This window comes from Corynebacterium sp. DNF00584 (assembly GCF_001552965.1).
Lineage (GTDB): Bacteria > Actinomycetota > Actinomycetes > Mycobacteriales > Mycobacteriaceae > Corynebacterium > Corynebacterium phoceense.
Genome location: NZ_KQ959733.1, coordinates 1 through 12,353, shown reverse-complemented (window position 1 = coordinate 12,353; position 12,353 = coordinate 1). Strand labels below are relative to the sequence as shown.

The 12,353-nt window shown below is 56.7% G+C and carries 15 protein-coding genes; 8 read left to right on the top strand and 7 right to left on the bottom strand.

Annotation, left to right across the window (positions count from 1 at the left end; translation table 11 throughout):
• Both HMPREF0307_RS03480 and HMPREF0307_RS03475 read right to left on the bottom strand, forming a co-directional pair.
• A partial coding sequence (locus HMPREF0307_RS03480; protein WP_066487295.1) for a DMT family transporter occupies nt 1-337 on the bottom strand: 337 nt, incomplete at its 3' end.
• A complete protein-coding gene (locus HMPREF0307_RS03475) occupies nt 334-879 on the bottom strand; it encodes a TetR/AcrR family transcriptional regulator (protein ID WP_034666346.1) in 546 nt (181 codons plus the stop codon). The genes HMPREF0307_RS03480 and HMPREF0307_RS03475, both read right to left, overlap by 4 nt.
• Before the next feature lie 134 nt (nt 880-1,013).
• On the opposite strand from HMPREF0307_RS03475, the gene HMPREF0307_RS03470 reads away from it, so the two are divergent.
• A complete protein-coding gene (locus HMPREF0307_RS03470) occupies nt 1,014-1,634 on the top strand; it encodes a recombinase family protein (protein ID WP_066487288.1) in 621 nt (206 codons plus the stop codon).
• 7 nt (nt 1,635-1,641) lie between these two features.
• On the opposite strand, the gene HMPREF0307_RS12830 is transcribed toward HMPREF0307_RS03470, so the two are convergent.
• Entirely contained in the window at nt 1,642-1,935 is a 294-nt protein-coding gene (locus tag HMPREF0307_RS12830) for a hypothetical protein (RefSeq protein ID WP_070432501.1), read from the bottom strand.
• A 235-nt stretch (nt 1,936-2,170) separates the two neighbouring features.
• Here HMPREF0307_RS12830 and HMPREF0307_RS03465 point away from each other — a divergent pair, with 235 nt between their 5' ends.
• The 7 genes from HMPREF0307_RS03465 to HMPREF0307_RS03430 all read left to right on the top strand — a co-directional run bounded on the left by HMPREF0307_RS03465 (nt 2,171) and on the right by HMPREF0307_RS03430 (nt 9,891).
• Nucleotides 2,171-2,380, top strand: a complete 210-nt coding sequence (locus tag HMPREF0307_RS03465; protein ID WP_049063700.1) for a hypothetical protein — start codon at nt 2,171-2,173, stop codon at nt 2,378-2,380.
• Entirely contained in the window at nt 2,380-2,760 is a 381-nt protein-coding gene (locus tag HMPREF0307_RS03460) for a hypothetical protein (protein WP_005325318.1), read from the top strand. Before HMPREF0307_RS03465 ends, HMPREF0307_RS03460 begins: the two co-directional genes overlap by 1 nt.
• Before the next feature lie 477 nt (nt 2,761-3,237).
• Entirely contained in the window at nt 3,238-6,588 is a 3,351-nt protein-coding gene (gene mobF, locus HMPREF0307_RS03450) for a MobF family relaxase (protein ID WP_066487272.1), read from the top strand.
• Nucleotides 6,589-6,776: 188 nt separating this feature from the next.
• A complete protein-coding gene (locus HMPREF0307_RS03445; protein ID WP_066487270.1) occupies nt 6,777-6,998 on the top strand; it encodes a ribbon-helix-helix domain-containing protein in 222 nt (73 codons plus the stop codon).
• Between the two features lie 129 nt (nt 6,999-7,127).
• Nucleotides 7,128-7,718 (top strand): ParA family protein, encoded by a 591-nt coding sequence (locus HMPREF0307_RS03440; protein WP_010993829.1) that lies wholly within the window; start codon nt 7,128-7,130, stop codon nt 7,716-7,718.
• The gene (locus HMPREF0307_RS03435; RefSeq protein WP_011117486.1) at nt 7,715-7,981 is read left to right on the top strand and encodes a hypothetical protein; all 267 of its coding nucleotides are present in this window, start codon (nt 7,715-7,717) and stop codon (nt 7,979-7,981) included. The genes HMPREF0307_RS03440 and HMPREF0307_RS03435 overlap by 4 nt, the downstream gene beginning before the upstream one ends.
• Nucleotides 7,982-8,439: 458 nt before the next feature.
• On the top strand, nt 8,440-9,891 hold the full coding sequence (locus HMPREF0307_RS03430; protein ID WP_010993828.1) for a replication initiation protein: 1,452 nt from the start codon (nt 8,440-8,442) through the stop codon (nt 9,889-9,891).
• A gap of 399 nt (nt 9,892-10,290) precedes the next feature.
• Here the strand turns inward: HMPREF0307_RS03430 and HMPREF0307_RS12465 are convergent, their stop codons facing one another.
• The 4 genes from HMPREF0307_RS12465 to HMPREF0307_RS03420 form a co-directional block, all read right to left on the bottom strand.
• Entirely contained in the window at nt 10,291-11,145 is an 855-nt protein-coding gene (locus tag HMPREF0307_RS12465; RefSeq protein ID WP_011152925.1) for a 23S rRNA (adenine(2058)-N(6))-methyltransferase Erm(X), read from the bottom strand.
• Between the two features lie 99 nt (nt 11,146-11,244).
• A complete protein-coding gene (locus HMPREF0307_RS13525) occupies nt 11,245-11,292 on the bottom strand; it encodes an erythromycin resistance leader peptide (protein ID WP_011152926.1) in 48 nt (15 codons plus the stop codon).
• 264 nt (nt 11,293-11,556) lie between these two features.
• Nucleotides 11,557-11,871 carry an NIPSNAP family protein gene (locus tag HMPREF0307_RS03425; protein WP_174232238.1) on the bottom strand — a complete coding sequence of 105 codons (315 nt, stop codon included), beginning with the start codon at nt 11,869-11,871 and terminating at the stop codon, nt 11,557-11,559.
• A gap of 99 nt (nt 11,872-11,970) precedes the next feature.
• Complete coding sequence (locus tag HMPREF0307_RS03420; protein WP_003849969.1) at nt 11,971-12,300, bottom strand: DMT family transporter; 330 nt, start codon at nt 12,298-12,300, stop codon at nt 11,971-11,973.
• Between the last annotated feature and the right edge of the window lie 53 nt (nt 12,301-12,353).

Below are 12,353 nucleotides of genomic sequence, written 5' to 3'. Positions count from 1 at the left end.
GGGCTGCGGTTTGCTGAGCTTTCTGGGAGCCGAGTTCGACGGTGAGGACACCGCTGATGATCGCAACCATTCCAAGACCCATCACAGCGGTCAGAGGTTCACCGAAAATCGCGGCGGATAGCACGGCGGCGAGCACGACCCCGCTGGCTCCCCAGATGCCATAGGCGACGCCGATCTGCATTCCTTCGCGCAGGCAGAAGGTGAGGAAGACGAAAGTGCCGATGTATCCGGCAGCAACCACGATGTACCAGGATGGGTGATTGAGCGCCGCCTTGAGAGACAGCGTCGCCGCCACTTCGGTAGTGATGGCGCCAGCGAGCAGGAACCACTGCTTCATGGGGTTGTTCCTTCGATCAGGGAGCGAATGCTGGAGACGACGGCTTCGAGATCCGCGCCGTGGAGGGTGGACACACCTGTGGCCTGGGCGCCCCAGAGTCCGTCGGCGGCGAGTCGGGCGGTGGTCAGCCTGGCTCGGGTGGCGGCGTCGAGATCGTCCGGGAGTTCGAGCCAGCGGCCCATCCGCGTAGTCCACGGTTCGGTGAGTTCGGGCCGATACGTCGCTTGGCCCCAGATGATGAACTCGGCGCGCTTGGCGGCCCCGTGGGCGGCGACGTGAACGTAGCTCAGGAGCCGCTCGGTGGCGTTGGCGTTCTCGAGGGGCTTGCCAAGGGTGGCAGTCATGTCGTTCTCGACGTTGGCCGCAGCGTGGTCGACGATCGCGGCGAGCAGTACGTCGCGGTTGCGGAAGTGATATAGCAATCCCGGTTTGGTGAGCCCGGCCTCGTGGGCCACTGCGTCAAGGGTAATGTCGCCACCCTCCGCTGCGTTCATGACGCGGAGGGCAGCTTCCAGGATCTCGGAGCGCTGACTGGTTCGCATATAGCTAACTTTACCATTTGGTAGGTGAAGCCTTCAACTGCGGGCGCTGGTAGGGGCACCTGGGGTACACCCTAAGTGGACAGTCTAGGAATTACATCCATCGCGTTTAATCCACTGTTCGCTAGGGTGGGTTTATGAGTAATGAAACAGAACCGTCACTACCTCTAGACATTCCTGAACAACCAGAGGTTGTTGCGGGGCAGAAAATTGCTTACGCGCGTGTTAGTTCCAAGGATCAGAATCTTGACCGGCAGTTGGCGGCGTTGAAGAAGGAAAAAGTCTTCCGCGTCTTCACCGATACGGTGAGTGGTTCGTCCACCCAGCGCCCTGGTCTCGATGGGGCGTTGAATTATGTGCGTGCCGGCGATCAACTCATTGTGGTGAGCATGGACAGGCTTGCCCGTTCCCTTATCGACCTCCACCGACTGGTCGATGAACTCACTGAACGCGGAGTATCCGTGAAGTTCCTCAAAGAGGGGCAGACCTATTCTTTAGATTCCAGTCCGGTGGCCAAACTTATGCTTGGCCTACTCGGGTCGGTGGCGGAGTTTGAGCGTTCGATTATTCGTGAGCGCCAGGCCGAAGGTATTGCGAAAGCCAAGGCGCGCGGCGTTTATAAGGGGCGGGCGAAAGTCCTCAACGAGGAACAAGTAGCGCAAGCGCGCGAGTGGGTAGGCGCTGGTATTCCGAAGGCTGAGGTTGCCCGCCGCCTCGGCATTGGGCGCACCACACTGTATAAATACCTCGCCGACTAACGGGCCGTTAGAGGTGGTCAGCAAGCGAGAAAAAGGCGATAGCCCCCAGAATAAGTGCAAGGAAGATTCCGACATCGAGCCAGTGCGATTTTTTCACTGGCCCCTCCCACGGCATGGTGGCTGCTATGGCGACACCAACGCGCACTGCTACAGCAAGCAGACAGAAGGCGAAAAGCGTCAGGAGCTCTGCCACCCGACCAAACAGACCAGCGACGATAAGTGAGATGACTGCCGCCCCGAAAATTACGGTGCTGGTGCGAAGTGACGGACGAAGTACGGGTGAAGGATTTTTTCTACTCATATGGACACCATGTCATATGGGTGTGCACTTTCCCCCGAACAAGGATTTGCCCAGCTCGCGCATGATAGACACGCGTATTGGGCGACTTTTATCGGCCGGCGGACTGGTGCGCGTTAGCGGCGTGTGACGGTGGGCTTGCAAGGGAGTCCCCAGTTCAATTGGCGAAGGAACACAATCAAGAAAAACCGTCAACCCATGGTTGACTTGTTTAGTCTCCCGCCGGTAGACTACTGTTATGAAGCGAAACGCCGTCATCAAGAAATTGAAAGCGGAAGCCAAGCGGCGCGGTCTTGAATTTGAGGAAATCGCCCTATCGCGCCATGACGCTTATCGGGTAGGCAACACAACCCGAACCTTAGGTAGGCACCGTGAGATTGACGATGTGACAGTCAAGAAGTTTTTCGACCAATACGCCCAAGAATTAGGTAAAGGCTGGTGGAGGTAATGACCACGACATACACAGTAACCGCAGAACGCGGAACCAGCGGAGTATGGGTGCTCGAATGCGCCGAACTAGGGGCAGTGTCCCAAACTAAGCGGCTGGCTAATGCTGCCGACGAGATGCGCGAAGCACTGGCCTTTCAGGCAGGCCTAGACCCAGACGAACTCAACATTATTGTTGATGTTGTTCTCCCACCGGGCCTTGCGGAAATGAAAGCTCGCGCCGAAAAAGAACGCGAAGAAGCGGCACGACTGGCCGCTGCGGCACAGGCAAGCACTCATGACCTCGCTGTTGCAATGAGAAACGCTGGAATGACCGTGCGAGATATGGGAACAGTCCTCGGAGTGTCTTACCAGCGCGCCCAAAAGCTCGCAGCATCCTAAACACTGAAAGCGAAAGTCGCCCAGTACGCGTGTCTATCATGCGCGTGCTGGGCGATTTTTCTCGACCGGTGGACTCGTGTGCGTTGGTGGCGCGTGACGGTGGGCTTGCAAGGTAGTCCCCAGTTAGTGGTGTGGGCGGCGTTAAACGGCTCGGCCTGGTCGATGATTTGGCGTCCAATCTTGGCCGCTTCGCGCCCGAAAAGTTTGTCCATCACTGCTCCTTAACGCTTGGCTCTTTAGTGCTGCCGCGAAAGTCGCGTGTGCGACTTTCTTGCCCCGCGTGATTATCGCGTCCTGGCGTTCGTAGTTATCGCTAGCGGTTGCCTGACACAACCAGAGACACCGAAGCGCCGGCTACTTTTCTGCGCTGACCACGCTTTACGAGCGCTAAGCGCTCTAGGTTTATGGTACATTTGCAACAAGTTGCCCAATGGGGTGTCCAGGTGGTCACCGTGGTGATTGACAGGAGGTGTCGGAGTGCTGACTATCGCGAAGATGGGTGCGCATTCCGTGGCCTATTATCAGTCCACGGTTGATGAGAATCGGGGGCCGGATTCGTACTATTCCGAGGACGGAAAGCAACCGGCTTCGGCGTGGCTTCGGGGCGAAAACATGGCTGAAGTTTCGGCGTTTTTGGGCGCCGACAACGGTGCGATTGTGTCGGGGAAAACGGTTGAGGATTGGTTCAATAAGGCGGTCGCTCCGAGCGGTACGGGGCTTGGAAATGCTCCGCGAAAGGATAGTGTTCCAGGCTTCGATCTGACGTTTTGTGCGCCGAAATCTGTCTCCTTGTTGTGGGGTATGGGTGCAGATTCTGCCGTGCGTGGCATCGTCGATGAAGCCCACCAGGCGGCCGTAAACCAGGCGCTGGATTACTTGTCGGAGCATGCCAGCTACACGCGAAAGCAAGTAAAAGAGCCGACGGGAAAGCGTCTTATTGTTGAAAAGTTGGCGGGTATTTCGGGCGTGAAATACGAGCACCGCACTTCACGTGCGGGCGACCCGCATGTGCATTCACACGTGTTGTTGGCGAATAAACAGCTATGCCGCGACGGCAAAGTTCGCACGCTCGATGGGGTGAGTTTGTACCATGAGGCGCGCGCGGCAGGCATGGTGTATCAAGCCACGGTGCGTGAAATCTTGAGCCAAAAACTCGGCGTAGAGTTCGGCGACGTGGTCAACGGATGCGCAGAAATCGTCGGCCTTGATGACCCAGAATTGATTGCGTCGTACTCGACCAGGGCGCGTGAAATCGACCAGTGGCAGGCCGACAATGGGCTTGAAACACGTGCGGCCTATGAGCGTATCGCGCAGAAAATCACCCGGCGTACCAAGGACACCGACACCCCACTAGAGGAGTTGGAAACCGAGTGGGCACGTGCTGAACACGGCGCGCAGGTGCGTGAGTTTGTGGCCGGACTTGTGCCAAACAATGAAGCGCCAGCGCGCGCGGTGGGTGAGGATTTCTTGCCGAAACCATCCCAGATTTTAAGCGCGGTTGTTGCAGAACGCTCCACGTTTACCCGAGCTGATGTTGCCGAAAAAGCAGCAGAACTTATCCGCCCAGGCGCAGTTTCCCCGGAGGATATGACGGTCACGGTCGAAGGACTTGTTGATGCTGCATTGGGGACGCGTGGCACCTGGTCAGTGACCCCGGAGAAGTCCCGAGAGCTGGATAATACCCAGCGTGAAGGCTCGCAGAAGTACACCACCGTCGAGGTGGTCGACGAGGTTGAACGTGGCGTTGATATGGCCACCGCGCGCGTGGAGCGCGGGGTTACCGCCGAGTCAATCCAACCGGTTGAGGGTGAGCTTTCGCCTGCGCAGGCTGATGCTATGCGCGCGGTTGTCGGCTCTGACTACCTGGCGTCTGTAGTGGTCGCACCGGCTGGTGCCGGTAAGACTTCTTCGCTCAAGGCCGCGCACAAGGCATGGAATCAGGCTGGTAAACACGTCGTAGGCCTAGCACCTACGGGTAAGGCTGCTGACGTGATGGTGGGTGAGAATGTGGCCGATGAATCCATGACGATTGCGCGCGCTTTTGTTGGCACAGACGAGCTGATACCGGAGCATACAGCGGCGAAGCTGGGATGGAACCGGGACACCGTTGTGGTTGTTGATGAAGCCGGCATGGTGTCTAACCCCGATACGATCCGTGTGCTGGAGACTGCCACTGCTGCCGGCGCGCGCGTGGTCTTTGTGGGAGACCCAGAACAATACTCGGCGGTCAAGGCCCGCTCTGGCCTGCTGGCGACCTTGTCCCATGAATTGCCTGATGCCGTGGAGCTACGCGAGGTGTTCCGCCAGCGTGACGCGGGTGAGCGTGAAGCATCGAAGTGGCTGCGCGGTGGAGAGGAAGCAGACGTTTCTCGTGCCGCCGAGTGGTACATGCAGAACAAGCGCCTGCACGCAGGATCGGTTACGGCAATGATGGACGATGCGTTGGCCGGGTGGCGTGATGATACTGCCGCAGGAAAGCAGTCCTTGCTGGTTGCTGCTACCCGCGACCAGGTCACTGCGCTGAATGCTGCGGCGCAGAAGATTCGCGCAGAGCGCGGCGAGATTAACCCTGAGCACCGCCTGGGCTTGTCTGATGGACTGACAGCCGGTGTCGGTGATGTCATCCTGACTCGTCGCAACGATGCGAAGTTGGTGACCAGCAACGGCGATGTTGTCCGCAATGGTCAACGCTGGGTCGTTGATTCCATCGGGAAAGACGGTTCCATCACAGCCCGGCGGTGTGATGATGATTTAGCCACTGTGACACTAAACCGCGACTACCTCGATAAACACACCCAACTGGGGTATGCCGCTACTGGTCATAGTTCCCAAGGCGCGACCGTGGATGTGTCCCGCGTTGTTGCTGGTGTGGGCAACCTAGATAAGTCCAGTGTTTACGTTCCTATGACTCGTGGGCGTGAGGGCAACTTCCTCTATATCGCCGAGACCCAGCCAGGAGACACCGAGACCGGCCACGGCCAGGTGAATCAGGTCGCACGGCGTGAGTCTGCCGAATACGCCCGCGACCTGCTGGTATCCGCAGGAATGCGCGAGCAAGGCGATAAGACACCCCAGGCGCTGTTTGGGCAAGCCAAGCAGGACTGGGAGCTGACCAAACTCGTCAACCAGCCTTCCCAAACGGATACCGATAACCCGTTTGCTGGCACCGAAATGGGTAAGTACATGCGCAGCTTTGCCGCTAAACGCGAAGCGCGCTTTGCTGACTTCCATGCTCGCGCCCAGGCCAACAACGCCGATGAGGTGCCAGAACCGGAATCAGGCAACGAGTACAGTGCTACACGGTCCAATGACGCCGTGGAGCGTATCGATGCCGAGATAGAACGGGTAAACACTCAGCTTGAGACGCTGCGCGGTGAGTACGACCAGGCTAACCAGCAGGTTGAACAGCTCGGACAGCAGTATTCCAAGCAAGATGCTGTAGTGCGCGAGTTCGAGGACACGAAGAACTCGAGGGGCTTTTTCGGCAGGCTACGCCACGGCAACAATGACCAGGCCCTCCTAGACGAAGCAATCACCGTGCGCGACAAGGTAGCTGCATCCTATGACCAGGCTGTGGACTATCGCGACAGCTTTACTGATCCGATTCGCCAGCTTGAGACCGAGCTAGACGAGCTAAACACCCAGCGCCGGAATGAGGAAGGACTGAAACGGTCGATGGACTTCCTCGACTCACTCGGTATTAGTACCACCGCAGATGATGAGATGCTCGCCCGGTTCCACCAGCAAGCCGCCGCAGATAGCGACTACGACAACGACCAAGACACCTGGCTCGATGACACCCCGGAGAACGACAGCCCGGAACTGTAGAAAATTTCGCTCGCCCTCGTGGACTCCGGACATATGGTAAACAATGTTTACGAAAGCAAATAACGCTCACGAGAAAAAGAGTAGGACTGCCAAAGACAGTACGTAAACAATGTTTACGACAGGCAAGGGAAGGACTTACGTCAATGGTTCAAGGACCCCACCCCTCCGGGCGCGTGGTATCTGTACGCATGCCAGAGGACATCATCGAGCGCCTAGACACACTGTGTGCTCGCACCGGACGCAGTCGTGGTTTCTACCTCAAGATGGCAGTAACAGCGATGCTTCCCCAATTGGAGGAATACCACTGGGAACACGTCGCTGCGGACTTCGAAGAAAAGAGCATTGAAAACGAGTTTTACCGCATCATGCTTGCTGGACTTTCTGCCGAGTCTGACGATAAAGAAAAATAAAAGTGCTATCTGCCTGCTCTTTTGTCTTTACAGGCACCTGTAAAAATGTATTACTGTAAACCTGTAAAGCAGTATTTACTTAAACCTGTAAAGTGGTAGGGGCAATGATTTATACACCTAGGAGAAGCCATGATCATTACCGCCATTAACGCCAAAGGCGGCGTTGGCAAGACCACCACAACGATGTTTCTTGCCACGGTTTTCGCCCACCGAGGAAAGACCGTGACCGTAACCGACCTAGACCGGCAGGGCTCGGCACTGGAATGGTCTGAACGCGCAGAGGATGGAGGTGATCCTTTACCGTTTGAGGTTGAGCTGTCCATCCCCAAGCGCGTCGATAGGCAAGCGGCACTCGTCGGAGACGATGAGTTCATGTTCATCGATGTGCCGCCAGGAGACGAGAACGCTATCGAAGCAGCAATCGCAGTCAGCGACTTCATCATTCTTCCGACCCGTTCTGCTGCTGCCGACCTCTCCCGAGTATGGGAGCTGCGCGACGCAGTCAACGGAACACCTCATGCAGTCTTACTGACGTTCGCCAGGAAAGGCACCAGCGCCCTTGACGCGGCACGAGAAGCGCTCGACGCGGAACACATGCCGCACTTTAAAACCGAAATCCCGCTACGCGAAGATATGCACCTAGCGTTTGGATACTGCCCAGGCCCCGACATGCACGGCTACGACCACGTCGCCGACGAACTCATGGAGATGATGAAATGAGCACCAGTAAAGAACGCGCCAGGGCGCAGCAAGGCCCGCGAACCTCAATGAAAAAAGCCACGAAGCTAACTCCAGCAGCCGAGAAGAAAACAGTGCGAAGCGCATTCCACCAACCCACAGGCCGCGACTACGTCAAGAAGATGACGATTGAAATCGACCGCGACCTTCACGCAGAACTTAAAGTCATCGCCGCCCAAAAAGGCGTGACCATCCGCGAGATTGTTAGCACCTACCTCGAAGAATACGTCCACAACAATAAATAAAGGTTTACAGGCATACAGCAATACAGTAATACAGGTTTATGGCACCTGTATTACTGTATTGCTGTATACCTATTGCTCTGGATAATTCGCCACCGTATGGGTAAATCTGCGCACGCTTTTTCTGCGTATCGGTAAATCAGCGCAGAGTGTGTGGTAAATCTGCGCAACCGCTTTCGTTGTATGCGTAAATATGCGCAGCCTGAACTGGGAAAAGTCCCGTGATGGTAAATCTGCGCAGACAGCCCTGTGCAGCTGAAACGCGGTTACGTATAGCTTGCCATATGTCTAGCCATACGTAACCGCAGGTAAAAGGCATATTTTTCGCGTGTCATGGCTAGTAAATAACACCGGTGTCATTTAGAGTCAGGGAAAGACAATGAAAAACGAAGAAAGCCACCGGGCGGCAACCCGATGACTTTCGCTTATCACCCAGCACACACCTGGGAGAAAGCACGGTCATGAGTTTACAGACTCATGCGCAGAATGCGCACACTAAAACACCTACCCGCGTCGAGCGCGACCGTGGTGGACTGGACAACACCCCAGCATCTGCCAGTGACCGCGACCTTTTACGCGATCATCTAGGCCGCGATGTACTCCACGGTTCAGTCACACGAGACTTTAAAAAGGCCTATCGACGCAACGCTGACGGCACGAACTCGCCGCGTATGTATCGCTTCGAGACTGATGCTTTAGGACGGTGCGAGTACGCCATGCTCACCACCAAGCAGTACGCCGCCGTCCTGGTCGTAGACGTTGACCAAGTAGGTACCGCAGGCGGTGACCCCGCAGACTTAAACCCGTACGTCCGCGACGTGGTGCGCTCACTGATTACTCATAGCGTCGGGCCAGCCTGGGTGGGTATTAACCCAACTAACGGCAAAGCCCAGTTCATATGGCTTATTGACCCTGTCTACGCTGACCGTAACGGTAAATCTGCGCAGATGAAGCTTCTTGCAGCAACCACGCGTGTGCTGGGTGAGCTTTTAGACCATGACCCGCACTTTTCCCACCGCTTTAGCCGCAACCCGTTCTACACAGGCAAAGCCCCTACCGCTTATCGTTGGTATAGGCAGCACAACCGGGTGATGCGCCTTGGAGACTTGATAAAGCAGGTAAGGGATATGGCAGGACACGACCAGTTCAACCCCACCCCACGCCAGCAATTCAGCTCTGGCCGCGAACTTATCAACGCGGTCAAGACCCGCCGTGAAGAAGCCCAAGCATTCAAAGCACTCGCCCAGGACGTAGACGCGGAAATCGCCGGTGGTCTCGACCAGTATGACCCGGAACTTATCGACGGTGTGCGTGTGCTCTGGATTGTCCAAGGAACCGCAGCACGCGACGAAACAGCCTTTAGACATGCGCTTAAGACTGGCCACCGCTTGCGCCAGCAAGGCCAACGCCTGACAGACGCAGCAATCATCGACGCCTATGAGCACGCCTACAACGTCGCACACACCCACGGCGGTGCAGGCCGCGACAACGAGATGCCACCCATGCGCGACCGCCAAACCATGGCAAGGCGCGTGCGCGGGTATGTCGCCCAATCCAAGAGCGAGACCTACAGCGGCTCTAACGCACCAGGTAAAGCCACCAGCAGCGAGCGGAAAGCCTTGGCCACGATGGGACGCAGAGGCGGACAAAAAGCCGCACAACGCTGGAAAACAGACCCCGAGGGAAAATATGCGCAAGCACAAAGGTCGAAGCTTGAAAAGACGCACCGTAAGAAAAAGGCTCAAGGACGATCTACGAAGTCCCGTATTAGCCAAATGGTGAACGATCAGTATTTCCAGACAGGGACAGTTCCCACGTGGGCTGAAATAGGGGCAGAGGTAGGAGTCTCTCGCGCCACGGTTGCTAGGCATGTCGCGGAGCTAAAGAAGAGCGGTGACTATCCGGACGTTTAAGGGGTCTCATACCGTAAGCAATATACGGTTCCCCTGCCGTTAGGCAGTTAGATAAAACCTCACTTGAAGAAAACCTTGAGGGGCAGGGCAGCTTATATGCTTCAAAGCATGACTTCCTCTGTTCTCCTAGACCTCGCAACCCTCCGCCATAACCTCACCGAATTCAAAGTGCGCTGGCTTGCCCATATTGAGGAATGGAAAGCAGAAAACCGACCAACGACTAGCTCAATGCTTGTTCGAATAGGCCGCACTCATGTCGCGGGTGCGGTCTATTGTCGAGACCATGAGCTTCCTTACCGAGTACAACGCTGCCCGCGAGTTGTCCGTGATTGATGCGTCTGCGGCCAGACTTCGCTTACCTTTTAGTACTACTGGTGCAATTCGGTTTTGGTGGGGGGATTAACGCCGCCGGCTTCGGTTTTTCCGTTGAGGAGGTCGTTGACTACTTCCCGATGGTGAAATTGGTCGATGGTGCGGTGAAGAGGAACCAGTCACCTGGAAGAGATCGATCCAGTCGCTGGTGTGCAATCTGGGAGGTAGGGTCGCAGGGTCGATTCCTCGCGAGTGCAACCATGATTGTGTTTCTGAACGTGATGAAAACAACCCTGCCCTTCGGAGAATTTCCCTTATCCCGCGTCCCCGGGCAGTGAAAACGGTGTGCACCATCGCCTGAAAGGCTTTGCGCTGCTCTATCGGAATCTTCGGGTCACCCACCCGGCGGATCACTAAGATCCCCCCGTCAACGTTTGGCTGTGGCCGGAAAGCAGACCTTGGTACCCGGGAACCCAGGTGAAATGTGAACCATGGGGACCACTGAGCCGTCATCATCGTGCTTGCGCCTACCCCAGCCCGGCGGCGAGCGACTTCCCACTGCATGAGGAGTACAGCGTCAGTCCATGCCGGCGCATGCAGCAACTTTCGAAGAATGGCAGTGGTGAGATGAAAGGGAATATTTCCCACAATGACGCAGGGAGTGGCGGGTAAACGGAAGTTAAGGAAATCATCATGGACCACTTCGACCGCCGCCGAGGAGGTTTCTTGTGTGAGTTTGGCAGCTAGTTTTGCGTCCACTTCAACTGCCGTTATTGCCCTCCCCAAGTAGGCCATCGGGTGAGTGAGGGCACCGCTTCCTGGTCCGATCTCAATGATGGGGCCGGAGGTTTGTTTTACAAGGTCGATGATGGAGTTGATGATCTTGTGGTCGGTGAGAAAATTTTGGCCATGTTCGTGACGGCCGTGTCCGTATGCAGACATCAGGTGTGCTCCTTGGAGTTGAAAAGGAGCCGGGCATGACAAATGACCGCCCGGCTAAAGGACCGGAGCGGTTTTTAACCTACGGGGTAGGAAACCGCCTTAGCGGTTAGAGCGCAACCGCAAGAAAGCGGTACCTGAAATCAACATGGGCCTAATTATATCAATTTAATTTCGCGGGTGATACGCGGTGAAAAAGAAGACAACTGCGCCGCAACAGTGCAAGACATCTGCACCTGGACTGGAATTGTATTTGTCCTACCTTCGGCTCGTCGCGCCGCCACCGCTGGCGGATTTCGTCTCTGAGCAACGAGGGGGAGTTACCCTACCTCCGAGCGTTTTTAAAGTACACCCATCTGTACGCGCTGACCTGCGGCGTTGTGGGTTGTGCCGAGCGTGCTGCCGGAGTCCCTTTCAGTGTCCCTGGGGTAGGAGCGGCCGCATGAAGGTGCGCTCGTACCGCAGGACGCACTCGGACTCGTCTCGAATCCGGTCAGCGGCGATGAAGTCCGAGTGGGTGCCGAACAAGGTGCGGTACTGCTCGTAGGCAGCCAGGCTGGGGAAGCTGAACAGGGATTCCGCACGGTCACTCACACCTTCCGCGGGTAGGTAGTACCCGTGGTGGGTGCCGCCGTGTTCGTCGACATGCCGCATCCAAGCGCGGGCGAACTGTTCAAAGGCTGCGATCTGGTCGGGGTCGATGGTGTAGTGGACGACACAGGTGATCACATCCACAACGCTAGGCCCACAGGCGCTCATTGGGGAGCCTTTGTCTGTGCGCCTCGTGGTGCAGCACACCAATCTGCCTGGTTTACCTGCGGAAATGCGTCAGTTCGCCAAGTTGGCGCCGAGTTCAACGGTGAGAACTCCGACGGCGATGAGGAGGATGCCGAGGGCCATGGTTCGGGTGAGGGGTTCGTGGAAGATGACCCGGGCGAGGATCGCGGTGAGAGCTACGCCGGATGCTGCCCAGATGCCGTAGGCGACGCCAAGGGCCATGCCGTCGGCCAAGGCGAGACTTAAGGCGACGAACGCCACGAGATACCCCGCGATGACGCCGATGAACCATTTCTTCACCCGGCCACCGTCGGAGGCTCGTAGCGACATGGTCGCGACGACTTCGGACAAGATGGCGCCTGCGAGGAAGATCCATCTCATGAGTTGACTCCTGCTTCCTGGGCTGCGGTTTGCTGAGCTTTCTGGGAGCCGAG